Origin of the sequence: Pseudonocardia terrae (genome assembly GCF_021343995.1) — a bacterium.
Lineage (GTDB): Bacteria > Actinomycetota > Actinomycetes > Mycobacteriales > Pseudonocardiaceae > Pseudonocardia > Pseudonocardia terrae.
On the sequence record NZ_JAJTTE010000077.1, the window covers coordinates 1 to 23,828 of the forward strand.

20 protein-coding genes and 3 pseudogenes are annotated in these 23,828 nt (G+C 70.8%); 19 read left to right on the forward strand and 4 right to left on the reverse strand.

Features of this window, described 5'->3' with window-relative positions; all coding sequences use genetic code 11:
- Positions 1 to 1,312: 1,312 nt before the first annotated feature.
- Positions 1,313 to 1,786 carry a heavy metal-responsive transcriptional regulator gene (locus LWC33_RS31590; RefSeq protein WP_233308371.1) on the reverse strand — a complete coding sequence of 158 codons (474 nt, stop codon included), beginning with the start codon at positions 1,784 to 1,786 and terminating at the stop codon, positions 1,313 to 1,315.
- Positions 1,787 to 2,014: 228 nt separating this feature from the next.
- Here LWC33_RS31590 and LWC33_RS31595 point away from each other — a divergent pair, with 228 nt between their 5' ends.
- From LWC33_RS31595 to LWC33_RS31615, 6 genes are all read left to right on the forward strand, one after another.
- Complete coding sequence (locus LWC33_RS31595; RefSeq protein ID WP_233308372.1) at positions 2,015 to 2,332, forward strand: hypothetical protein; 318 nt, start codon at positions 2,015 to 2,017, stop codon at positions 2,330 to 2,332.
- Positions 2,333 to 2,763: 431 nt separating this feature from the next.
- Positions 2,764 to 4,278, forward strand: coding sequence for a succinyl-CoA:acetate CoA-transferase ScpC (scpC, locus tag LWC33_RS31600; RefSeq protein ID WP_233308373.1), 1,515 nt, complete (start codon positions 2,764 to 2,766; stop codon positions 4,276 to 4,278).
- A 40-nt stretch (positions 4,279 to 4,318) separates the two neighbouring features.
- Complete coding sequence (locus LWC33_RS36675) at positions 4,319 to 4,792, forward strand: DnaJ domain-containing protein (RefSeq protein WP_372476742.1); 474 nt, start codon at positions 4,319 to 4,321, stop codon at positions 4,790 to 4,792.
- Positions 4,793 to 5,497: 705 nt separating this feature from the next.
- Positions 5,498 to 5,854 carry a ketol-acid reductoisomerase gene (locus LWC33_RS31605; RefSeq protein WP_233308374.1) on the forward strand — a complete coding sequence of 119 codons (357 nt, stop codon included), beginning with the start codon at positions 5,498 to 5,500 and terminating at the stop codon, positions 5,852 to 5,854.
- Complete coding sequence (locus tag LWC33_RS31610) at positions 5,851 to 7,161, forward strand: MFS transporter (RefSeq protein ID WP_233308375.1); 1,311 nt, start codon at positions 5,851 to 5,853, stop codon at positions 7,159 to 7,161. The genes LWC33_RS31605 and LWC33_RS31610 overlap by 4 nt, the downstream gene beginning before the upstream one ends.
- Positions 7,158 to 8,870, forward strand: coding sequence for an IlvD/Edd family dehydratase (locus LWC33_RS31615; RefSeq protein ID WP_308191033.1), 1,713 nt, complete (start codon positions 7,158 to 7,160; stop codon positions 8,868 to 8,870). Before LWC33_RS31610 ends, LWC33_RS31615 begins: the two co-directional genes overlap by 4 nt.
- A 275-nt stretch (positions 8,871 to 9,145) precedes the next feature.
- On the opposite strand, the gene LWC33_RS31620 is transcribed toward LWC33_RS31615, so the two are convergent.
- The 3 genes from LWC33_RS31620 to LWC33_RS31630 all read right to left on the reverse strand — a co-directional run bounded on the left by LWC33_RS31620 (position 9,146) and on the right by LWC33_RS31630 (position 11,764).
- Entirely contained in the window at positions 9,146 to 10,033 is an 888-nt protein-coding gene (locus LWC33_RS31620; protein WP_233308376.1) for a DUF6282 family protein, read from the reverse strand.
- Between the two features lie 70 nt (positions 10,034 to 10,103).
- The gene (locus LWC33_RS31625) at positions 10,104 to 10,856 is read right to left on the reverse strand and encodes an HpcH/HpaI aldolase family protein (RefSeq protein ID WP_233308377.1); all 753 of its coding nucleotides are present in this window, start codon (positions 10,854 to 10,856) and stop codon (positions 10,104 to 10,106) included.
- Entirely contained in the window at positions 10,853 to 11,764 is a 912-nt protein-coding gene (locus tag LWC33_RS31630) for a cupin domain-containing protein (RefSeq protein ID WP_233308378.1), read from the reverse strand. The genes LWC33_RS31625 and LWC33_RS31630 overlap by 4 nt, the downstream gene beginning before the upstream one ends.
- A gap of 305 nt (positions 11,765 to 12,069) precedes the next feature.
- Between LWC33_RS31630 and LWC33_RS31635 the strand changes: the two genes are divergently transcribed.
- The 13 genes and pseudogenes from LWC33_RS31635 to eda all read left to right on the forward strand — a co-directional run bounded on the left by LWC33_RS31635 (position 12,070) and on the right by eda (position 23,330).
- Positions 12,070 to 12,813, forward strand: a complete 744-nt coding sequence (locus tag LWC33_RS31635) for an IclR family transcriptional regulator (RefSeq protein WP_233308379.1) — start codon at positions 12,070 to 12,072, stop codon at positions 12,811 to 12,813.
- A 132-nt stretch (positions 12,814 to 12,945) separates the two neighbouring features.
- Positions 12,946 to 14,313: an MFS transporter gene (locus tag LWC33_RS31640; protein ID WP_233308380.1), complete on the forward strand. Its 1,368-nt coding sequence runs from the start codon at positions 12,946 to 12,948 to the stop codon at positions 14,311 to 14,313.
- A 443-nt stretch (positions 14,314 to 14,756) separates the two neighbouring features.
- Positions 14,757 to 15,293, forward strand: a pseudogene (locus LWC33_RS31645) (IS5 family transposase); the annotation flags it as partial.
- Between the two features lie 254 nt (positions 15,294 to 15,547).
- Positions 15,548 to 15,778: pseudogene (locus LWC33_RS36345) on the forward strand (ABC transporter substrate-binding protein); the annotation flags it as partial.
- Positions 15,670 to 16,347, forward strand: a complete 678-nt coding sequence (locus LWC33_RS31655) for a sulfotransferase (RefSeq protein WP_372476746.1) — start codon at positions 15,670 to 15,672, stop codon at positions 16,345 to 16,347. The pseudogene LWC33_RS36345 and the gene LWC33_RS31655, both read left to right, overlap by 109 nt.
- Positions 16,348 to 16,814: 467 nt before the next feature.
- Positions 16,815 to 17,087, forward strand: coding sequence for a type II toxin-antitoxin system Phd/YefM family antitoxin (locus tag LWC33_RS31660; RefSeq protein WP_233308381.1), 273 nt, complete (start codon positions 16,815 to 16,817; stop codon positions 17,085 to 17,087).
- A gap of 8 nt (positions 17,088 to 17,095) precedes the next feature.
- Positions 17,096 to 17,497 carry a type II toxin-antitoxin system VapC family toxin gene (locus LWC33_RS31665; RefSeq protein ID WP_233308382.1) on the forward strand — a complete coding sequence of 134 codons (402 nt, stop codon included), beginning with the start codon at positions 17,096 to 17,098 and terminating at the stop codon, positions 17,495 to 17,497.
- Between the two features lie 217 nt (positions 17,498 to 17,714).
- Positions 17,715 to 17,924 (forward strand): hypothetical protein, encoded by a 210-nt coding sequence (locus LWC33_RS31670; RefSeq protein WP_233308383.1) that lies wholly within the window; start codon positions 17,715 to 17,717, stop codon positions 17,922 to 17,924.
- Positions 17,925 to 18,357: 433 nt separating this feature from the next.
- The gene (locus tag LWC33_RS31675) at positions 18,358 to 18,513 is read left to right on the forward strand and encodes a hypothetical protein (protein ID WP_308191034.1); all 156 of its coding nucleotides are present in this window, start codon (positions 18,358 to 18,360) and stop codon (positions 18,511 to 18,513) included.
- A gap of 33 nt (positions 18,514 to 18,546) precedes the next feature.
- A pseudogene (locus LWC33_RS31680) lies at positions 18,547 to 18,791 on the forward strand (enoyl-CoA hydratase/isomerase family protein); the annotation flags it as partial.
- Between the two features lie 332 nt (positions 18,792 to 19,123).
- Positions 19,124 to 20,620, forward strand: coding sequence for a glucose-6-phosphate dehydrogenase (zwf, locus tag LWC33_RS31685; RefSeq protein WP_233308384.1), 1,497 nt, complete (start codon positions 19,124 to 19,126; stop codon positions 20,618 to 20,620).
- A gap of 89 nt (positions 20,621 to 20,709) precedes the next feature.
- Positions 20,710 to 22,665, forward strand: coding sequence for a phosphogluconate dehydratase (edd, locus tag LWC33_RS31690; protein WP_255693696.1), 1,956 nt, complete (start codon positions 20,710 to 20,712; stop codon positions 22,663 to 22,665).
- On the forward strand, positions 22,662 to 23,330 hold the full coding sequence (eda, locus tag LWC33_RS31695; RefSeq protein ID WP_308191035.1) for a bifunctional 4-hydroxy-2-oxoglutarate aldolase/2-dehydro-3-deoxy-phosphogluconate aldolase: 669 nt from the start codon (positions 22,662 to 22,664) through the stop codon (positions 23,328 to 23,330). The genes edd and eda overlap by 4 nt, the downstream gene beginning before the upstream one ends.
- Positions 23,331 to 23,828: the final 498 nt, after the last annotated feature.

The window sequence follows — 23,828 nt, forward strand, 5'->3', positions numbered from 1 at the left end:
ACTCGAACGGATGAGCACGGTCCTCGCCCCGCCGAACTGGGAGACTTCGCACTAGCCGGGCCACGGCAAGCCGGGGTGCACCGACGGTGCCGACGCCGGCCGTGACCCACAGCGCAACGCCTACAACGTCCGGCGGTGCAGTGAGTGGACCTTGCTCACGACGCCGCTAACGCGATAGGGCTTGCTGCGGCCGGAGGTCCCTCGCTGTAGCGCGGCGGCGCCCTGCTCCGAAGGAACTCATCCACACCGGGCGCGCACCGGCAGTCCAGGCAGAACCGTGTCCTCGGCACCGCACGCAGAATGCTCAGCGGAATCGGCCTCGAACAGCCCTCGCAGTTGCCGTAGCGGCCGAGCCGTAGCGCGCCCAGCGCCCGGTCGATGTCCGCCAGTACGCGCCGCGCCCCGCCACGATGGCAGCATTGATCTCCTGCGGCACGGCGTCCTCCACCGAGCTTGGCGAGCTGCCCCCGGTCCTCGACGTCAGCCCGGCGAGCTGCTCGATGCGGAACCTACGTTCTCGAGTCAGCGACTCGTGCATGACGGGCAAACAGCGTGCGAGTCCGTCGCATGCCTCCCTCGCGACCCGCTTCCGTCCAGAGATGTTTCTCATCACAGCCTTCGGAATTGGTACTACCCTTGCTTCGCCTGTTATAGACGAGGGCGCATCGGAGATGCTGTCGGATCTGAAGCGAGCTCGCCAGGAACCATGAAACGAGTGCGTTCGTAGGCGGACACTTCAACCACGCATCATCTCTGCCGCCTCGACACGGGAGGTGGAGAACGGAGGCATCCTCGCCCAGCTTTCTCGGCTGGCATCGCCCACGTTGCCGCTATCGCCGTGACAGCGGAAGGGGAATTCTCGGCCGACTTGGCGACGATCGTCTTGCCGAAGGTCGGCAACATGCTCACCGTGCTAGGACTCGCGAGGTTGCGCGCGCACGACGTCCGTCAAGGCAGCCCGACGAATCGACTGCGGCCCCGGCTCAAGAGGTTACATCCTTGCGCTGCCCTGAAAGACCCGAACAGTCAAGGGTCGGCGTACCGCTCCCCGTCGCCGCGCCGTTGGCGCCGACGCCGCGGCGGCCGGTCGCGTCGGTCCTGCTGCGACCCTGAGACAAGTCGAATCGAAGCCGCCCGCCCACTCTCATTGTTCGCGGTGCCATCGACGATGCCTGCGATGATCTCGGCCGCTGCGCCGCGCCGACCGGGTGAGAGTCGTCAGTGGGCGTGAGTGCGATGGGTCGGGGGATCAGTCGTAGCCCTCGAGTAGGCCTCTAAAAGGCCTCGACCTTCGAGCGGCCCTTAACAGCTGCTACGCGCGGCGGTCCGTGTTCGACTCCGGACGCAGTGCCGAGCGGTCGATCTCGACGTCAGAACTGCCTTCGGGTGCTCCGCCCTCGATGAGGTAGCAGATCTGGCCGGGCTGGCAGAGGCTTGGTGTCGGTGTTGTTCCCGGCGGGACGCGGGCGCGGAGGTCGTCGCGCAGCGCGGTCAGCTCTTTGATCTTCAGCTCGACTGCATCGATGTGGTCTCGCAGCAGCTCGACGACGTGCTCGCATGGCGGCCCCTGTTGGTCGCGCAGACGCAGAATCTCAGCGATCTGTGCCAGCGACAGGCCCAGGGCCTGCGCGGCTCGGGCGAACCGCAACCGCGCCACCGCATCCACGTCGTACTCGCGGAACCCGCCGGGGGTGCGTGCCGGGGCGGGCAGGATCCCGACCTGCTCGTAGAAGCGGATTGTTCGCACCCGCACCCCGGTCTGCGCGGCAAGCCGCCCGATGCGCATCCAACGAGCCTAACCAGCATGAACCTTGACCCTCCACCCCAATGGAGGTTTTAGCCTCGGACAGGCGGTAGAAGGAGGGGTTGGGCGTCGCGTCCGGCGGCAGTCTTCGCCTCTGCCGCCAGCAGAGCGCCTCACCCGAGCAGGCCCGACCCCTCCCTGCTCGGGTGAGGCGCCCGGTATCGCCGGGCCCGATGCGTCCAGCCCAGGATGAACCTCGAGGTGCGCGCCATGGACGAGCGGCGGCAAGCCCAGCACGATTTTCCTGGCGGGCCGGCCGCGACCGCCTCTTACAGGGCCGTCCGCGCCATCCTCTCCGATGACAACAACGCCGAACGTGGGCTTGCCGCGGCCCGGGACGTGCTCCAGTCAGTGCTGGCCGAGTCCGGTAGTGCAGGGTTGATCGACGTCGCCCTGCACCTGGCCATGCAGCTTAGCTCTGCGCTGGATCGGATCGCCGCCGAACATGGGCTGGCGGAAACGGATCTGATCGAGACCTGGCAGCTCGAGTGGGGAACCGGGCACTGCGGCGTCTCGCTCCGCGAGTAGGCCGCCGCCCCACGCGACAGCAGCGCCACGGCCTCACCGGAGGAGGTTGAGGGACCAGGCGAACTACACCGTCGTGAACGGCCAGGTCCGGCATGAAGTCTTCGACTCGCGCTGCGCACCGGAAGCCCCATCACCACTGCCGTGGGCAGCGAGTTGTGACGCGAGAGCTGCGCGGTGCGGAGGGTCCGGCTTCTATGCCAGATCGTCGACGGGGCTGGGTCCGCACCCGCATAGGCGGGCGGGCGCGCCCGGGGACCTGGAGAGCGGCATCCGCACCCAGGTCCGGCTCGCCACCGAGGCCTCGGTGGCCTCGTCCGCGATGGCCTCGTGCGGCTTGGGAGGCAGGAAGCGGTTCTTCCCCTCCTGCCGGCGGGTAGCCCTGGCTGCGGTTGGGGGTTGGACGACGGGATCCGACGAGGGCGGGAGAGTCGATGGGCGAGATGCGCGTCGCGAGCGCCGAGCTGCGCCGCAAGGTGGTTCCGGCCGACGCGGCGGCTGCGTTGATCCCCGCGGGAGCGAACGTGGGGATGAGCGGCTTCACCGGGGCCGGCTACCCCAAGGCGGTTCCACTGGCCCTGGCCCGGAGGATCTCCGAAGCCACGGCCGCCGGTACCCCGTTCCGCGTGAGCGTGTGGACCGGCGCGTCCACCGCTCCGGAGCTGGACGGTGCTCTCGCCGAGGCCGACGGCATCGAGCTAAGACTGCCCTACCAGTCCGACCCGGTGAGCCGGCGGAAGATCAACGCCGGCCTGATGGAGTACATCGACGTGCACCTGTCCCACGTCGCGCAGCTCGTGTGGGAGGGCTTCCTCGGCCACCTCGACGTGGCACTTGTCGAGGTCAGTGGGATCACCGAGGACGGACGGCTCGTGCCATCCTCCTCTGTCGGGAACAACAAGACCTGGATCGACCAGGCCGAGCGCGTGATCGTCGAAGTCAACTCCTGGCAGAGCGCCGAGCTGGAGGGCCTGCACGACATCTACTACGGCACCGCCCTGCCGCCTCACCGCGTCCCCATCCCGCTCGCCCGTCCGGGCGACCACATCGGCACCCCCTATTTGGTGTGCCCACCCGAGAAGATCGCGGCCGTCGTCGAGACCGACCGGCCGGACCGCAACACCCCGTTCACCGAGCCCGACGACGCCTCGCAACGGATCGCGGGGCACCTGCTGGAGTTCCTCGAGCACGAGGTGGCCCGCGGACGGCTCCCCGCGAACCTGCTGCCACTCCAGTCCGGGGTTGGCAACGTGGCCAACGCCGTGTTGGACGGGCTGGGCGCGGGCCCGTTCGAGAACCTCACCGCCTACACCGAGGTGATCCAGGACGGCATGCTCGGGCTGCTTCGCTCCGGAACGCTGTCCGTCGCGTCGGCCACGGCGTTCTCGTTGAGCCCCGTGGCCGCCGAGGAGATCAACGCGAACGCAGCTGCTTACCGGGACCGGATCGTGCTGCGGCCGCAGGAGATCAGTAACCATCCCGAGGTGGTGCGCCGGCTCGGTGTCCTCGCCATGAACGGCATCATCGAGGCCGACCTCTACGGCAACATCAACAGCACCCACCTGATGGGCAGCCAGATCCAGAACGGTATCGGTGGCTCGGGCGACTTCGCCCGCAACGCCTACATCTCGCTCTTCCTGACCTCGTCGACTGCGAAGGCCGGCGCAATCTCCAGCATCGTGCCGATGGTGTCCCACGTCGACCACACCGAGCACGACGTGCACGTCCTGGTGACCGAGCAGGGCCTCGCCGACCTTCGCGGCCACGCTCCACGACGGCGGGCGCGCCAGATCATCGACCGCTGTGCCCACCCGGACTACCGGCCCCTGCTCGAGGACTACTACCAGCGCGCTCTCGCCGAGTCTCCGGGCAAGCACACGCCGCACCTCATCGGTGAGGCGCTCGGCTGGCACGAGCGATACTTGGCGACCGGAAGCATGCGGGCCTGATCCTCATGGAACGCTGAACAGCAACGAGCACCGGACAGCAATGAACACCGGACAGCCGCCTGACCCGCCCGAGCCCTACGCCGTGATCGGGCTGACCGCCGGCGCTACCGCCGCGGAGATCACGGCCGCCTACCGGCGCGCCGTGCGGGACTGCCACCCTGATGCGCCGCACCCCGATCGCGAGCGGCTCGCGGCCGTCATTGCCGCCAATCACCGCCTGCGCGATCAGCTCGCTGACCGGCCCTCCGAACATCAGCGTCACCCCGAAACCCGCCCCGAGACCCGCCCCACCGGTGGCCGTGACATCCCGGTGGGGGTTCGCCTGCACATCGCCGCCCACACCAGATCTGCGCGTCGGTCCCGTCCGGCGCCACCCCGGCCCGCGCCGATAACCCCGACAGCGCGCGGCGCGCGTCCGGCACCCGCAGTCGGTGATCAACAAGTCGGATGGGTACGGCGATCACCACACGGCGGGGCCGCGGGGTCGGAGTACGTCCCGTTCTTGGACCACTAGATGTGGAGGTCCGCAAGGTCACCTGGTCCACGAATGATCGAGAGCCCGAGGCCCCGCTATCGGCACGACCAACGGCGCTGCCGTCGTGACCGGCACGCTGGCCCTGAGGCCGGCCACGCCGACCCGGCTGCGGCGCCGGCGTTCCAGCTCAAGATGAGGGCGTCCCCGTCCTCCCGCTGCTCGTCACTGCCGCGATCGTGCCGGTTCTCGTCTCGATGGCGTTCAGCGCCGACACCCGCACCAGCCTCTACCGGAGCCTGCTCGTCTGGGCGGTTCGTCGCAATCTTCGCGGTCCTCGTCCGCGTCCTCGTTGGTCGTCGGGGAGCCACGGAGGCACTGGCCGACTCGTACCGATGAGATCGATTGAGCAGAAGCCCGTCGAAAGCGGAACGGACCACCATGTCGTCTGCGCAGCCGCAGCTCTGAAGTTTTAGGCCTTCGTCGAGGTACATCGCCGCCCGGACGGGGTATCCCTGCGGCCGAGGTGTTCAGGATGTGCATGCTCGACAGGCTGCGGATCTTCGTCTTTGCCCCCGCACCGTCCGCTCGCGGAGGCGCTGGCGGCCTCTGTGCCGGCCCAGGCGGCTGTGCTGCCCGCAGAGCCAGGCCTCCCGAGGTCGCGGGTCGTGCCCGAGCCGTGCTGCGGACGGGATGGCCCGGTCAGCCGTGAAGCGTCAGGCGTCGAGCGGAGCACGGACCTGTGCGATGAGCGCCCGGATCTCTATCGAGGCCGCGGCCGACCTGGGCGTGCGCGACGGACGCAGGGTCGAGATTCTCGGCTACGGCAACCAGGGCGCGGCCCAGGCGCGGAACCTGCGGGATTCTCTGTACTCGCACACCAGCCAGTGCGGCCGGCTCCGGGCGCTGACCGGGCTGGCCACCGACGACGTCGCGGCGCGGCCGCGCGCCGTGCTGCACGACGACATCCTCTCCGGCCGGTTTGCCGGGGAATGGTCGACCGTCGACCCGGAGGAAGAGCTCGCCGCGCTCCGTGACCGCGCCGAGCGACACCCGTTGACCGCGGCCGAGCACGTCTTAATGAACAAGGAGGCCCACCGATGACGACAACCGCTGGCAAAGGCGCCGGCGTCGGCACAGCACGATGGTCCAGGATCATCCCGGTAGCGATCATCGTCTACATCATCTCGTTCATGGACCGGACCAACATCGGGTTCGCCTTCACCGGCCTGGGCCATGATCTCCACCTCAGCGCCTCCCAGCAGGGGTTGGCCGGGGGCATCTTCTTCATCGGCTACCTGTTCCTGCAGATCCCCGGGGGACACCTGGCGGAGCGGTGGAGCGCGAAGAAGTTCGTCGGGATCATGATCCTGGTGTGGGGCGTGTTCGCCGTGCTGTCCGGTCTGGTGCAGACCTACGGCGAGCTGCTGGTCGTCCGGTTCCTGCTCGGAGTGGCCGAGGGCGGGATCTGGCCCGCGATCCTGGTGCTGATCAGCCACTGGTTCCCGGCGCAGGAGCGCGCCCGGGCGTACGGGGTGTGGATGATGAACATCGCCATCTCCTCGATCATCACCGCGCCGCTGTCGGGCTGGATCCTGTCCTGGTCCGACTGGCGGATGTTGTTCTTCGTCGAGGGCGTGTTCCCGTTCGTGATCGCCGCGCCGCTGTGGTGGTGGCTGGTGGCCGACCGGCCGTCGGACGCGCGCTGGGTCTCACCCGCCGAGCGGGACTGGATCGAGACCTCGCTGGCCCGTGAGAACGCCGATGCACCTCGTGCCCTCGGGTTCTCCCACGTGTTCCGTAGCAGTGTGGTGTGGCGGCTGGTCGTGGTCTACTTCCTCATCCAGGTCGGGTTCTACGGGCTGAACCTGTGGCTGCCGCACCTGGTGAAGACCACGACCGGCGGTAGCAGCGTCCAGGTCGGGCTCCTGACCGCCATCCCGTACCTGGTCGCGATCGTAGCGCTCTACCTCAACGCGCACGCCGCGGACCGCACCGGCCGCTACGCCTTCCACGTCATGATGCCGATGGTGGTCGCCGCCGCCACGCTCGTGGCTTCGGTCGCGCTCGGCGGCATCGTGTGGCTGTCGATCCTTCTGGTGAGCATCGCGATGGCCGGGGCGCTGGCCTACGACGGCCCGTTCTGGGCGAGCGCCTCGCGGGCCATGCCGGTGGCGCTGGCCGGTGGCGCGATGGGGCTGATCAACGCGCTGGGCAACCTGGGTGGGTTCCTCGGCCCCTACCTCGGCGGCGTTCTGCAGGACGCCAGCGGCGGGAGCTTCCTGTCCACGTCGATCGTGCTCGCCGTGGCGTTGCTGCTGGCCGGGCTCGTCATGCTGACGGTCCGGGGTCGGGCCAACCCGCGTAAGCAGGTTCCTGCCACGGATGCCACCCGGGCGGCTCGGCGGTGACGCGGCGCAGCGCGGCCTGGTTCGCCGCCTCGGGGCGCACCGGCATGGTGCACCGGTCCTGGATGCGCAACCAGGGGCGGCCGGGCGACGTCTTCGACGGTCGCCCGGTGGTCGGGATCGCCACCACCTGGTCGGAGCTGGCGCCGTGCAACGCCCACCTGCACCGCGTGGCCGAGTCGGTCAAGCGTGGGGTGTGGGAGGCCGGAGGGCTGCCGCTGGAGTTCCCGGCGATGGCGCTGGGGGAGACTCTGCTGCGGCCCACCGCGATGCTCTATCGCAACCTGCTGGCCATGGAGGCCGAGGAGCTCATCCGCGCCAACCCGCTCGACGGCGTCGTGCTCCTCTCGGGTTGCGACAAGACCACCCCGGGCCTGCTCATGGCGGCGGCGAGTGTGGACCTTCCGGCGTTGATGGTCACCGGCGGGCCCATGCTCAACGGCAAGTACCAGGGCCGTGACGTCGGCTCCGGCACGCAGGTGTGGCGGTTCGAGGAGGAGCTCGCCGCGGGCCGGATGAGCGAGGAGGAGTGCCGCTTCGCCGAGGGGTGCATGGCCCGGTCCAACGGGCACTGCATGACCATGGGTACCGCCTCCACGATGGCCTCGATGGCCGAGGCCCTGGGTATGCAGCTGCCCTACTCGGCCACCTGGCCCGCCGTGGACGCCCGCCGGTACGAGACCGCGCAGCAGGCCGGTCGGAGGGTCGTCGGGCTGGTCGCGGAGGACCTGCGCCCGTCGCAGGTCATGACCCGCGAGGCGTTCGAGAACGCCATCCGGGTCAACGCCGCGATCGGCGGCTCGACCAACGCGCTGATCCACCTGCTGGCGATCGCCGGCCGGCTCGGCGTCGAGCTCGCTCTCGACGACTTCGACGCGCTGGCCCGTGACGTGCCGACCCTGCTCGACCTGCAGCCCTCGGGCCGCTACCTCATGGAGGACTTCTGCTACGCCGGGGGACTGCCCGCGGTGATGCGCGAGCTGGGCGACCTGCTGCACGTCAAGGCGCTCACGATCACCGGGCGCACCGTGGGGGACAACGTCGCCGATGCCGCGTGCTGGAACCGGGAGGTGATCCGGACGCTCGCCGAGCCGTTCCAGCCCGCCGGCAGCGGCACCGCGGTGCTGCGCGGCAACCTCGCGCCCGACGGCGCGGTGATCAAGCAGTCCGCCGCCTCGCCGCACCTGCTGCGCCACCGCGGCCCTGCCCTGGTGTTCGACTCGCCCGAGGCCTACCACGCCGTCGCCTCCGACCCGGACCTGCCGGTCGACGAGGACACCGTGCTGGTCGTTCGCAACAGTGGGCCGCGCGGGTACCCGGGCATGCCCGAGGTCGGGAACGTCCCGCTGCCCGCGGCGCTGCTGCGGCGTGGGATCCGGGACATGGTGCGCATCAGCGACGGCCGCATGTCCGGCACCGCGTACGGCACCGTCGTGCTGCACGTCGCACCGGAGGCGGCCGTCGGTGGACCGCTCGCCCTGGTCCGCACCGGGGACGTCGTCACCCTCGACGTGCCCGGCCGTCGCCTGACCCTCAAAGTCGACGAGGTGGAGCTGGCCGACCGGCGAACCGCCTGGACCCCGCCGCCCCCGGCCGCTACCCGCGGCTGGACCCGGCTCTACACCGAGCACGTCCTGCAGGCCGACCGCGGCGCCGATCTCGATTTCCTCGTCGGCGCGAGCGGCGCCGGCGTACCCCGCGAATCGCACTAGCCGCGGCGCCGCGGGGGCACGTCCCGCTCAGGTGCCCGACTGGCGAAGAATCGATGGGGAGTTCTAGCAGCTCGCTGGCCCGCGGCGCGATTCCTCCTCTTTCGGCGTTCCTGGTGATGGTGCTGCAGCGCAGTCAGGGCCGGCGGCAGGAGGTGCTGTCCGGCCGCGTCCACTCGCATCGAGCAGCCGGGTGCCCGGCCGCGCTGAGATAGGAGGTCCGGGCGGTGCCGGGGACGACACCCTCCCGCGTGCGGCCGGTTCGGCAGCTGCTCCGCTCAGTCGGTGAGCGAGAGCAGCTCGCGGGGGTTGTCGTACACGATGCGGCGGAGGTCCTTCTCGGGCAGGCCGAGGTCGAGCAGGGCTTCGGCGACCCGACGGAACGCGTCCACGGGGCGGGGGAATCCGGCCTGGCCGAGGTCCGACCCGATCAGGGTGTTCTCGGGGCCGAGCGCGGAGATCCAGTTCATCAGCTGCTCGACGGGCCAGCGCATCGTCGCGCCCGGGTCGTACATGTGGAGCTCGTGTTCGATCAGCGCGCCGTGCTCGATGTAGCTGGAGCACTGTCGGGGGTCGGCTCCGATGACGAAGTCGGGGTGGGAGACGACGAACTTGCGGACTCCGCGCTCGCGTGCGGCGGCGAAGCACGCGCTGATGTCCTCGGGGTGCAGGTGTCCACCGTTGAGGACGGCGTCGTGCTCGGCGATCAGGCCGAAGATCGGCTCGAGCTCAGGGACGACCGTGCCGTCGCGGACGACCTCGATGCGCTGGGCGGTGAGTTTGACGGTCGGGGTGGGGAAGCCGAGGTTTTCGGCGTGGCAGTCGATGTGTCGCCCGGAGGACACGGTCGGCAGGTAGACGACCTTGCCGCCCAGGCCGAGGCAGAGCTGGACCTGGGCGAGGTTCAGGCCGCCGACGGTGGAGTTGAGCGCGACCGCTCCGATGACCTCGGTCGGGATGTCGGCCAGCAGCGGGCGCTGGGCGAGCACGTCCATCTGGGTGTTGTGGTGGTGGCACTTGGCGACCATCGCGCGCATCCGGAGCCGTTCCCAGCCGTCGCGGGCGCCGCCGGCGTGGTCGAACTCGCGCGGCATCGGGGAGGGCCCGGAGTGGCAGTGCATGTCGACGAGCCCGTCGAGGACCTGGTCGATCGCGTCTGTGGTCATGGTCGTTCCTTGTCCGATCTCGCCGGTGGCCGGCGGTTGAGAGGTGCTCAGAGGTGTCGTGGATTTCTGGTCAGCGACCGCGGGCGTCGGCCACGAGGGCGCGTGCGGCCTGGCCGAGCATCGAGGCGTCGTTGGAGATCATCACGAAGTCGTGGTGGGTGGCGAGCTCGCGCGCGGCCGCCGCGGTGCCGACGGCGGTGCCGAGCGGAAGCTCCAGCTCCTTCGCGGCGCTGGCCACGTCGTCGAGCAGCCCGGCGAACGCCGGCGACCCGGCGGCGAGACCTGTGGCCACGGCGAGGTCGGCGGGCCCGACGAACAGCGCGGCGAGCCCGTCGACCACACCGATCTCGCGTACGGCGTCGATCGCCTCCCGGCTCTCCAGCTGCGGGATCACAGCGATCTCTTCGCCCGAGGTGCGGTAGCCGGGCACGTCGGCGCCCCACGCGCCGGCGCGGACGGTGGGGCCGTAGCCGCGGGTGCCGTGCGGCGGGAACCGGCCGGCGGAGACGACGGTCCGGGCGTCGGCCGCGGTGTCGACATGGGGGACGAGCACTCCTGCGGCCCCGGAGTCGAGGACACGCGAGATCGTCGACGGCGTCCGGTCCGGGACCCGGACCAGGGCCGGTAGCCCGTAGCCGCGGGCCGCGCCGAGCAGCTGGTGCACGGTGAGCATGTCGAGCGGGGAATGCTCCATGTCCACGACGAGGAAGTCGAAGCCGGCGTGGGCCAGCAGCTCGACGCTGTCGACGGTGGGCAGTTTGACCCAGGTGCCGAAGGCGGTCCGGTCGAGCGAGGCGAGCAGCTCGTGGAACGAGGTGGTCATGACTGCTCCGGCACGGGGTACTCGGCGGCGTTGATCACCCAGCCGGGCTTGGCGGAGAAGTCGTGGCGCGGCGGGCAGAAGATGTCGATGAGCTGGTTGCGGACCTGGCCGACGGACTGGCTGGTGTGCACGGACGGTGGCGGGATGATCGTGACCGACGGGCTGGCGACGTGCACGTGTTCGTCGTCGCGCCAGTCGGCCATGTCCGGGGTCCACGGGTTGCGGATGTGGTGGACGTACTGGCCGTCGACGGCGAGCGAGCACTGCTCGAAGTCGTCGTGGTGATGGGGGGAGAGCTTGGCGGGGTCGCGCGGGCCGAAGTCCGGGTCGAACAGGTTCACCATGAAGGTGCTGCACCGGAACAGCCGGCCGAAGCGGCCCTGCTCGTAGGGGTGCGCGGCGACCGGGTAGACGCGCAGCGCGGGTCCGTCGACGGGATCCGGCCAGGGCGCGAACGGGGCGACGTTGGGGTGCGGCTCGGCGTAGTCGGCGTGGTTGCGGCAGCGCGCCAGCAAGTCGGGGGAGGCCGCGGAGAACAGCCGGACGACCGCGGTGTCCGCGGTGACCTCGACGCGGCTGTCCCCGGGCGGGACCACGACCATGGTGGCCCCCTGCACGGCGGCCTCGTCGCTGCCGGCGGTGAGTTTGGCGACGGCACTGTCGTGCGGGAAAAGCACCACGTACTCGTCCGGCTGGCCGCTGTGCTGCAGTGCCTCCCCGGCCCGGGCGTGGGTGTAGGACAGCGCGAAGTTCTGCCCGCGCACCCACCAGGTACGGCTGCCCTGATCGCTGATCTCGTCCGGTGCCAGCGCGGTGAAGTCGAGGTACTGCGCGGGCGCGTTCGGCTCCGCGGCGCGCACCGTCGACGCGGCGAGCTGGCTGCGGGGGTCGTCTGGGCCGTAGGCCATGGCGGGCTCCTCGGTACTCGAGGCCGATCACGATGGTCGAGACGTCGGCCGCCCGGGGGGCAACACCGCCGCTCTCGTTCACATCGTGCGACTCGAAGTTCGCTTCGTGAACAACGCCAGCGTGACACACACACGCGAACCACGGCAAGGCCGCGGCGTGAGATGCACTTCTCTGGCGCAGGGCTTGCCAGTGAGCAACCCGACCCCCTACCGTATGGCGAACTCACGGTTCACATGACGAACGGATGGCGATGACGGAGTCGGTAGCCAGGCGCGCGGATGCCTCGCAGGGAGACATCCAGGCCGTGACGCGCGCGAGCCAGATCCTCGGGTTGTTCCGCCCGGACCGTCCGACGCTGACGGTGGCGGACGCCGCGGCCGCGCTCGGTCTGAACCGCACCACGACCCACCGCTACTTCGCCTCGCTGGTCTCAGCGGGGCTGCTGGAGCGTAGCCGCGACGGCGCGGCCTTCGTGCCCGGTGGGCTGCTCGTCCAGCTCGGGGCCTTCTCGCTGGGCCGGCGCGCCGTCGTCGAGCTGGCCCCTCCGCACCTGGTGGGCCTGGCACACGCGACCGGGCTGTCGTCGGCCCTGAGCCTGTGGGGGGCTAGCGGACCTGTTGTCGCCCGGGTCGAGGAGGACAACAGCAATCCCGTCGTCGTGTCGGTGCGGGTCGGCCACCAACTCCCGGTCGACTCGGCCCAGTGCCAGGTCTTCCTGGCGTTCATGGCCGACCAGCTGCGGGCCGATCGACTGGTGGCCTCCGTGGCCGGCGCGGGGCGCCGGGCCCTGGTCGAGGGGGTGGAACGCGCCCGAGAGACGGGTCTGGCGTCCACCCACATCCTCGACTCGGACATCACCGCCGTGGGGGCGCCCGTCTTCGACGAGTCAGGGATCTGCGCGACCATCGCCGTGATCGGCACCGCCCGCACCCTGCCCGTCGAGACACCCGGCCCCGCGTGGCGCGACCTCGCCGGCACCGCCTACGAGCTGAGCAAGGAGCTCGGGGGCGAACACCACTTCCCGCAGGACTTCACCGCTCTGCTCTGAACGCACACTCATGGCCCCGGTCCCGGCTGCACGAGGCCGGACCGCGGCCACTCCCGACGGCCGACGGCCGCTCGGTTCCCGCGCGCAGCGTTGCCGCTACTCGGAAACGCTCGGTCCACTCCGGAGACACCCATGACCGAGATCGCCCACACCCCGAACCTGAAACCACCGGCTGCCGGCACGGACGACTCCGCCAACCGGCGCCGTGCCCTTATCGGCGGCATCGTCGGCTACTTCGTCGACCAGTTCGACATCTACCTGCCCGTGATCGTGCTCGCCCCCGCCATGAGCTTCTTCGTACCGAAGAACCTCAACGCCGGCACCGCCGCGATCATCGCCGCCTTCGTCTTCACGGCCACGCTCATCGGCCGCCCGATCGGTGCCGCGATCTTCGGGGTGATCGCGGACCGCACCGGCCGCCGCAAGGCGACGATCATCGCCATTGCCGGGATCGCGGTCACCACACTTGTCATCGGGCTGCTGCCGGGGTATGCCAGCGTCGGGCTCTGGGGCATCGGCCTGCTGATCCTGCTGCGCCTGGTGGACGGGGTGTTCCTGGGCGGTGAGTACACCGCGGCGATCCCCCTCGCCATGGAGTGGACACCGAAACGCCGGCGCGGTCTGGCCAGCGGGCTGATCACGATGACCTCCCCCGGGGCGCTGTGCCTGATCTCCGCGCTCACCCTCCTGCTGCTGCAGATCTTCCCCGCCGGCGCGGCGGACTCCCCGTATGCCGTGTGGGGCTGGCGGATCCCCTTCTTCCTCGGTGCCGGGCTCGCGGTCGCCTTCCTGGTCTACTTCGTCCGCCAGGTTCCCGAGTCCCAGGCGTGGGAGAACGCAGAACCCGGGGCCAAGCGCGTGTCCCCGCTGCGCCAGCTGTTCACCGGCACCAACAGGCGCAGCCTGCTCCAGGTCTTCGTCCTCATGACCGGGATCTGGATCGCCCTGAACATCTCCGCCTCGGTGCTTCCCGGCCTCACCTCCAAGGTCGCCGGCCTCACCCCGACCCAGCTGACCGTCGCCTTGATCATCGCCTCCGCCGCGAGCGCCGTGACCTACCCGGTGGCCGGGCTGCTGAGCCAGCGCATCGGCCGGCGACCCTTCTACATCGGAGTCGGGCTACTCGTCGCCGTCGTCGGTGCCGGTGCCACGGCACTGCTCGCGGCGGCCACCGCGCCCGGCTTCGGCTTGGCCGTCCTGTTGCTGTCGGTGGCCTTCGTGGTGGGGATCCTGGCCTTCGGCCCCATCGCCGCGTACATGACGGAACGATTCCCTGCCGCGCTGCGATCCACCGGGTATGGCATCGGCTACAGCCTCGCCCTGGTGATCCCGGCGTTCTACGCCTACTACCTCGTCGGCCTCGGCGACCTGTTCAGTCCCACCTACGCCTCGGCGATCCTGATGGCGATCGGCGGACTCCTCATCACAGTCGGTGCCCTCCTCGGCCCGGAGACCCGAGACGTCGATATGGGCGCCGCCGCGTCCGCCAGTCAGCACTGAGATTCATCCAGGTGCCGCGTGCCCGCCCCTTCGTTCCAGAATCGTCAACGGACTCCGTTCCTCCAACGTCGCGAATGTCCCGGAGGTGCTGCCGTGGCCCCCGAAGCGCGCCGGTGTCGCGATCTCCGAGATCGCCCGCGGGCACGGAGCACCGCGGGGGAGGCAGCCGCGGCCCTGAACTGCGCCGAATGCGCATGACCGGCGCACAGGCCTTTGGCGAAGGGTCGGGACAACTGTTCCGGCCCTTCCTCCGTTCAGCTACGGGCGTGGATGTCTGGTCGGGCGAAGGCCGAAAGGTCATACGGTGAGCTACTGCTCGAAGAAGGGGTCTGCCCAATCGGCCGGATGACCGATAGGCGCTGAACGGGAGTAAGAGCTCGTTCCAGAAGGATCTCGATGTGTCTGCTGTAGACAACCGTTGAACTCGGCCAGGTTGTCGGGCCGTGGTGGAGGATCTTGTTCCGGGAGTCGTTGTGGGTGCGGGTCGCGCCGCTACTGCCCGCACGACCACCGCGGCGGCGCCGGTTCCCCGGGCGGCTGCCGGTGGACGACCGGGTCTCGCCGGCCGGGATCGTCTACGTGCTGCGGACGGGCATCACCTGGAACAAGCTGTCCGCGGCGGTGATCGGCTGCTCCGGGTGCCCTGCTGGCGGCGGGTGCGGGACTGGACCGAGGCCGGGGGGTGGTCGGCCTCCACGAGCTGCTGCTCGCCGAGCTGCGCGCCGCCGGGCTCCTCGACCTGGACCGGCTCGCGGTCGACGCCACGCCTGTGCACGCCTCAACGGGGAACCATGTCGGTCGTACCCGGTCAACCGCGGCCACCCCGGCTCCAAGCACCACCTGATCGTCGACAGGCACGGCCTGCCGCTCGCGGTCACACTGACCGACGGGCCCGCCACGACATCACCCAGCTGCTGCCGCTGCTCGACGCGGTCCCACCGATTCGCGGCACCCGAGGCCGGCCCCGGCGCAAGCTCCGAGCTCAGTGGCCCAGCTCCTGGCGGTCGCCCGCTCGGCGCTGCAGCGCACCCCGCGCCTGTGCTGACCCGGTCCGCCCCCTGCCGTTCCGGGCCGCCGGCGGCCCGGCCTCCCCGAAGGACGAGCATGACCCCCCGATCCCGCCGTGCCCTCCTCCCGGCACTGCTCACCGCCTCGGCCCTCGCCCTGGTCACGTGTGGCGGTGCCGCCGCCCCCGCGGCCGGCGCCGCAACCCGGTGGCACCCTGCGGTTCGCCGTGTCGAGCGACCAGGGCTGCGTCGATCCGCAGCAGGTCGGCAGCAACGACACGATCTACTCGCTGCGCCAGGTCGTCGACTCGCTGACCGACCAGGACCCGGAGACAGGTGAGCTGAAGCCGTGGCTGGCCACCTCGTGGCAGACCGCGCCGGATGCGAAGAGCTACACGTTCACCCTCCGGTCCGGGGTGACGTTCTCCGACGGCACGCCGCTGGATGCGAACGCGGTCAAGGCCAACTTCGACCGGGTCCCGCAGATCGGTGTCCGCGGCACGCTGCCGAAGGACTACCTCGCCGGGTACGCGGGCACGACCGTGCAGAGCCCGACACAGTTCACGGTCTCGTTCCACTGCGCGACCCGGTCGAGCGGGCGCACTCGAACTGGGCGCACCTGCGCGGCGCCGACCTCGAGCCGGAGTCCGACTTCCTGCGCGCGCTGGAGGGCGAGGAGGAGCGGATCGCCGCGGGCTGGGCGCACTTCTGGCACTACACCGCTCAGTGCCGCTACGGCGCCCAGCTCGAGCACCTGCTCTCGCTGTTCCCGCGCGAGCAGGTGCTGCTGCGCTACCGGGAGATCCGCGACGATCCCGCCGGCACCGCGGACAGGTTGTGCCGGTTCCTCGGGGTCGAGACCGGCATCGTGGCCGGGGTGTCCCGGCACCAGGTCCGCCCGGACATGAGCGGCCGCGTGTCCGGGCTGACCCGCGCGGAGCGCGCCGCGGCGCTACCGCGATTCGCCGACGACGTCCCGCGGGCGGCCGCGCTGACCGGATGGGAGCTGGACGAGTGGCTGCAGTGACGTCCGGGGTGACTGCCGGCGTACGCCTGCCGGTGCCTGACCTGGCACGGATCGCGGTCCGGCCGGATGTGACCGAGCGCCCGGACGACACACCTCGGCCTGGTCAGGCCCGGGGACCGGACGTGATCCGGCGGGTTTCGTGACGGCGGCCGCGTGGCCAGGGGCCGTCGCCCTCTGGCGCCGGTGGCGGGACCGGCTCGAGCGGCTGGAGCGAGAGCGGGCGGAGGAGCACGTCGCCCTGGCTCGCTGGACCCAGGGGCAGGGAGCTGCTCCGGGCGGCTATCGAGCGGGTCGAGGATGACATCGCGAGGCTCGGTCAGGAGCCTTTCTGAGCGCGTGCCCACCGCCCGGGCAGGGCCCTGTGGGAAGAGGTGCGCAGCCGGGGGGGCGCGCGAGATTGGCTTGGAGCGACACAGCTCGGTAGATCCACACCGGATTGTACTACGGGCAGGTAGTACAGTTGGTGCATGTCGGAAGTGCCGGTCCGCGAGTTGAACCAGAACACCGCCGCGGTGCTGGCTCGCGTCAAGCTCGGCGAGCCGATCGACATCACCGAACGGGGCACGGTCGTGGCCCGGCTGCTTCCCGCCCAGGGCCACCCGCTGGGCGAATGGCTCGCCACCGGCAAGCTGGTTCCGGCCACGATCACTGGCCCGGCACCGCGGCCTGCCGGTCCGGTGCGCCGTGATCGGGAGGCGGGCGAGCTGCTGCGCGAGCTGCGTGACGAGGAACGCTACTGACACCGGCGATGATCTATCTCGACACCGCGGCGCTGGTGAAGCTGGTCCGCCCGGAACCGGAGAGCAGCGCGCTGGCCGACTGGCTCGACGCGCGGGCCGACCAGCCGTGGGTGTCCTCGGTGCTGGTCGAGGTCGAACTGCCCCGCGCCTTGCGCCGAGTCGAGCCCGCACTCCTCGTGGACGTCCCGGCGGCCCTGGCCAGGGTGGCGCGCTACGAGATCGACGAGACGGTGCGCGCCGCCGCGGCGGCCTACCCCGATCCCGACCTGCGGTCGCTCGACGCGATCCATCTGGCCACTGCTCGCGGCGTGTTCGGCAAGCACCTCACGGCGTTCGTCACCTACGACCGCGGGCTGCTGGGTGCGGCCGAGTCGGCCGGCCTTCCGACCGCACATCCGGGAGCGCCCTGAGGGGCGAGCCCGACCAACAATCTGTGCGCATAGGCATCGGGGAGAGCGGCGGCGGGCCTTCAGCCGACCCCACGCTCAAGGCCGGCGACATCTTGACGATCACCTGCGAGATGGCCGTCGGCTGGATCGGCGGGCTCTGGCCGCGTGACGAGTGATCCGCGCGACGGAGTGACCCACGTCGCGGAGTGCCGTCGAGCGGCGCGGGTACGTTCCGCGGATGTCTGAGCGCATCGCGCACCTGCTCACCCCGTCCGGGGTCCGCAAGCTCTTCTTCGAAACCGTCCCTGCCGAGGACGGCACCTTCCAGCTCGCCGCCATGGAGCAGTTCTCGATGGCCGAGGGCGATGTTCTGAACTTCGGCGACGTCGGGCTGACCCTCGGCGACTACCTGAACTTGCGCACACTGGGCACGCTCACCGACGAGTAGGCGGTTCTCGCTCGGTCTGAGGGTGTGCCCGCCGGGGCGCACCCCGGCGGGCAGAGGCTCCGGACCACCGCCCACTCGTCGCCACGATCAGGCGCGGACTTCGCCTGCTCGCCCGGGTCGCGCGAGCGGTCGACGGTGTCGGTGCGGTCCTCGGATCAACATGCACGCCTGGCTCGCCACAGGGGTCAACGGCGGCGGCCACTGGAAGATCCTCGGACTGCAGGACAGCTCCGCGCGTTGGCGCCGACGAAGCCGTAGGTGACCGGGGTGGCAGGCGCGTTGCACGTCTCGGCCGGGCCGTGCATGAAGTGGTTGATGCCCGCGCCGCCGAAGAACGGCAGGCCGCCGGTCAGAGTCGGTTCCGTGAGGCGTCGGCGGCGAGGGCTCACCGAAGATCCTCACGGAGAGCACGCTTCCCTACACCGGCTTGGGCGTGGTCGATCGGATCATCACCGATCTCGCCGTCCTCGACGTCACCGGCGACGGGCTCGTCCTCGTCGAGACTGCCCCCGGAGTCACCGATGGCGATGTCCGGGAGGCGACCGATGCCCCGCTGCGCAGTGCCACCGGCGAGCGGGCGAGCCGGTGATGGCTCCTCGGCTGGTGCGCGGCCGAGGCGGAGCTGGCCACAATCACCCTCGACTCACCCGCCGAGCGCAACGCGCTGTCCGCTCAGCTGCGGCCCGAGCTGATCGAGGCGCTCGACCTCGCCACCACCGACCTGCCGTCCGGGTGATCGTCGTGACCCACGCTGGGCCGGTGCTCTGTGCGGGCATGGACCTCAAAGATTCCCGCGGAGCCAGCGCCGCCAGCCAGGGCGTCCTCGACGTTCCTCGCATCCTTCAGCGAGATCGCCCACGCCCTGTGTATCAGCCCACCACGGTCAAGTTCCACGTCAGCAGCCTGCTGAAGAAGTACGACGCCAAGCGCTGCAGCGGCCTGGCTTTCCTGGCAGGGCGCGGCAGCCTGCCCACCTCAGGTCTCGGCGAAGCGCGCCTGGGCCGCGCCTCGGTGGGCGTGGTGTAGACCGGCCGCAGGTCCTTGGCTATCTGCTCCCAGTAGCGCCGGCTCGCGCAGCGGAGCGGCCGCGACCTGGACCTAATAAGTACTTCCAATACCTAAGAGTAGCTTCTAGAGTTCCGAACTGCGTCCGGGTCCGCCATGGTGGACCGCTGTCGACCGCCTCGAGGAGGCCGTCCATGTCGCACGCACCCCTCTCCGCCGACGTCGTCGTGGTCGGCGGGACCGGTGACCTCGCGATGCGCAAACTGCTCCCTGCCCTGCTCCAGCGCGACCACGCCGGGCAGCTCGCCGAGGACACCCGCATCGTCGCGGTCTCCCGCGCCGGGCTCGATCACGACGGTTACCGGGACAAGGTGTCGGCGGAGCTGCGCACGATCGCGGGCGACCGGTCCGATGACCCGCACGCAGTCGATCACCGCTTTCTGCGGCGGCTGCATCACGTCGCGCTGGATGTGTCCGATCCGCAGGACTGGAGCGACCTCGTCGCCCTGATCGGTCCACCGGATCACCGGATCCGGGTGCTGTACCTGGCCTGCGCACCGCGGCTGTTCGGCCCGGTCTCGGCCGGGGCCCGGCACAACGGCCTGGTCGACGAGCGTTCCCGGGTCGTTCTGGAGAAACCGCTGGGCCACGACCTCGCCTCCGCCCAACAGATCAACGACGAGGTCGGGGCGGTGTTCACCGAGGACCAGATCTTCCGCATCGACCACTACCTGGGCAAGGAGACGGTGCAGAACCTGCTGGTGCTGCGCTTCGCCAACAGTCTGTTCGAGCCGCTGTGGAACGCCACCGGCATCGACCACGTGCAGATCTCGGTGGCCGAGTCGGTCGGGGCCGGCAGCCGTGCCGACTACTACGACGGCTCAGGTGCGCTGCGCGACATGGTGCAGAACCACCTGCTGCAGCTGTTGTGTCTGGTCGCGATGGAGTCGCCGGCGCGCCTGGACCGCGACGCCGTCCGCGACGAGAAGCTCAAGGTGCTGCGGGCGCTCGCCCCGCTCACCGGCGAGGACGTGCACCGCTACACGGTCCGCGGCCAGTACGGGCCCGGCCTCGTCGACGGCACTGCGGTGCCCGGCTACCGGGCCGAGCTGGATCAGGCTGGGGCCGAAGCCTCCGGCCCGAGCGGCACCGAGACCTTCGTGGCACTGCGCGCCGAGGTGCAGAACTGGCGCTGGGCCGGGGTGCCGTTCTATCTGCGCACCGGCAAGCGGATGGATCGGCGGGCCTCGGAGATCATGGTGCAGTTCCGCCCGGTCCCGCACCCGGTCTTCCCGCAGCTCGACGGGGCCACCGCCCCGCCCAACCGGCTGGTGCTGCGGCTACAGCCCGACGAGGGTGTCCGGCTGCATCTGGCCGCGAAGCATCCGGGTCCCGGCGGTATCCGGCTGCACCCGGCCGCGCTCGACCTCAGCTTTGCCGCCACTTTCAACCAGCGCCTACCCGACGCCTACGAGCGGCTGCTCATGGACGTCCTGCGCGGCAACCCCACCTTGTTCATGCGCCGCGACGAGATCGAGGCCGCCTGGACCTGGATCGAACCCATCCTCGACGCCTGGCGCGGATCCCCCCGGGGGCCACGTCCCTACCCGGCCGGCACCTCCGGCCCCGTCGCCGCCACCGCGCTCATCGAGCGCGACGGCCGCACCTGGCACGGCGACGAGGACGACTGAACACCCCACGACTCCGTGCCTACACCGACCGGCACGGCCCTGTGCACGTCCTGCCCGTCAATCGTCCCCATGAGAGGACCCGACGCGCCATGACCACACCCGACTCCCACCAGGCTGCCTCGAAGAGGCGCTCGGATCAGCGCCACGCCGTCGCTGATCTGCACCCCACGGTCCGAGCAGTGAGCGACCGGATCCGTGCCCGAAGTGCTGCGCGTCGCTCGGCCTACCTGCGCCAGGTCCGCGAGGCGGCGGCCCGCGGCGAGCAGGGGTCGGCCCGTTCCGGGCTGGGCTGCGCCAACCTGGCGCACGGCGTAGCCGCCTGCGGCGCCGAGGACCGGTCGCGGCTGCTCGCCGTCGGCACCGGGGCCCCGCCCGCGTCCCCGACCAACGTCGCCGTCGTGACCTCCTACAACGACATGCTCTCGGCCCACCAGCCCTTCGCCGACTTCCCGGAGATGATCAAGACGGCGGTGCGCGACGCCGGCGGAGTCGCCCAGGTCGCCGGGGGAGTGCCCGCCATGTGTGACGGCATCACCCAGGGCCGGGCCGGGATGGAGCTGTCGTTGTTCAGCCGCGACGTCATCGCGCTGTCCACCGCGGTCGCGCTGTCCCACGACATGTTCGACGCCGCGCTGCTGCTCGGGGTCTGCGACAAGATCGTGCCGGGGCTGGTCATGGGCGGCCTGGCCTTCGGCCACCTGCCCACCGTCCTGGTCCCAGCCGGCCCGATGGGCAGCGGGCTACCGAACGCCGAGAAGAGCCGCATCCGCCGCCGACACGCCGCCGGGGAGATCGGACGCGACGAGTTGCTCGAGGCCGAGACCCGGAGCTACCACAGCCCCGGGACCTGCACCTTCTACGGCACCGCCAACTCCAACCAGCTGCTCATGGAAGTCATGGGGCTGCACCTGCCCGGCGCGAGCTTCGTGCCCCCGAACACCCCGCTCCGCGACGCACTGACCGCCGCCGCGGCCCAGCAAGCCCTGGTCAACGCGCGCGAGGGCCTCGGCGCGATGGGCGACGTCGTCGACGAACGCGCGGTGGTCAACGGTGTCGTCGCGCTGCTGGCCACTGGCGGCTCGACCAACCACACCCTGCACCTGGTCGCCATCGCCGGGGCCGCCGGCATCGACCTGACCTGGGACGACTTCGACAAGCTGTCCGCCGTCGTCCCGCTGCTCGCCCGGATCTACCCCAACGGGGCGGCTGACGTGAACCACTTCCACGCCGCCGGCGGCACCGCCGTGCTGATCGGGTCGTTGCTCGATGCCGGGCTGCTGCACCCCGATGTGACCACCGTCGTCGGCAAAGGGCTCGACGACTACCGCCGCGCACCCCACCTCGACCGGGATGGGCTCAAGTGGCGGGACGGCCCCGCCGAGACCGCGGACCGCGAGGTCCTGCGCCCGGTCGACGATCCGTTCGCCCCGGACGGCGGGCTGCGGATGCTGCACGGCAACCTCGGCCGCGCCGTGGTCAAGGTGTCTGCCGTGGACGACGCCGAGCGGGTGATCACCGCCCCGGCGCGGGTCTTCGACGACCAGGCCGACCTGCGCGCCGCGTTCGAGGCCGGCGAGCTCACCGGCGACCTCGTGGCGGTGGTGCGCCACCAGGGTCCGCGCGCCAACGGCATGCCCGAACTGCACGCACTCACCCCGGTCCTCGGGGTGTTGCGCTCGCGCGGCCAACGGGTCGCCCTGGTCACCGACGGGCGCATGTCGGGTGCCTCCGGCGCGATCCCGGCGGCGATCCACTGCACCCCCGAAGCCGCCGCCGGCGGCTCGCTCGCGCGCGTCCGCGACGGCGACCCGATCCGCCTCGACACCCGCACCGGCCGCCTCGACGTCCTCGCCGACCTCGACGTCAGATCTCCTGTCGGTCCCCCGGAAGGCGCTGTGACGGGCACCGGGAGGGAGCTGTTTTCCGCCTTCCGCGCGGTGGTCGGCCCGGCCGACCGGGGGGCGGTCGTGGCCGCACCCGCCGTCGCTATGACCGATCCGACGGCCGGCGCCATCGGCGCTTCCGTTGCTGATGGTGCCCGGTGAGCGTGTTTGCGGACCCGGTCCGGGAGGTCGGCTCGCCGCTCGACCTGGCGCCGGTCCTGCCCGTCGTCGTCATCCCCGACGTCGAGACCGCCGTCCCGCTCGCCCGCGCGCTGATCGCCGGCGGGCTGCCCGCCATCGAGATCACCCTGCGCTCACCTGCCGCGCTCGAAGCCTGCCGCCGGATCGTCAACGAGGTGCCGGAAGCGGTCGTCGGCATCGGCACGGTGCGCACGCCCGCTCAGGTCGCGCAGGCCCGCGACGCCGGGGCCCGGTTCCTCGTCAGCCCGGGCTCGACTCCCGCCCTGCTCGACGCGTTGGAGGCCGGCGGGCTGTCCTTCCTCCCCGGCACCTCCACGGTCTCGGAGATGATGGCCGTCGCCGAACGCGGGATCACCGAGATGAAACTCTTCCCCGCCGAGGCCTCCGGAGGCGCTGCCCTCCTGCAGGCCGTCCACGGGCCCTTGCCCGAGTTGCGGTTCTGCCCCACCGGCAGCATCCGACCAGAGACTGCGAGCACCTACCTGCGGCTGCCCAATGTCGGCTGCATCGGCGGTTCCTGGCTCACCCCGACCGACGCACTACAGCGGCGGGACTGGGCCCAGATCACAGCCCTCGCCGTGGAGGCGAGTTCGCTTCGAGCCGGCGCCACCCGGTCGAGGACGTAGGACCTGGTCCAGTTCTCGGGTGATCGCCACCACAGCGCCCCGCCGGTGACCGCTTTGCGCTGCCGTGGCCGGGAGCCCGGCCCTGCGGGCAACGCAGCCCGGCCCCCGCGCCTGCAACTGCGCCCGCTTGCCCTCGTCAAGGTCGACCGACCTGTTGCCGGTGCGACGTGAGCAGGCCCGACAACGTGGTGGGCGCGGATCGTGCGTGGCCGTGTAGGGGAAGTAGGTGCTGAACTTGCGGAAGAACGGGCCGAACTCGGCGTCTACGCAGTAAGTAGAAGAAGTTGATGAACGCCGATGAGCGGACCAGCCAGGCGTAGCGGCCCCGGTCGAAGCCCGCCACCCCGCCGCCGGAGGCCAGCCGAGGCCGCCACACCTTCAGATACATGCGGTCGATCGACTCCACCTCGTAAGCCCCGCCCGCGGGTCTCGATCTGCGTGGCCTGCAGGAGCACGGGTTCGCCCTCGCCGGGCGGATCGAGCGGGCGGGCAGCACGG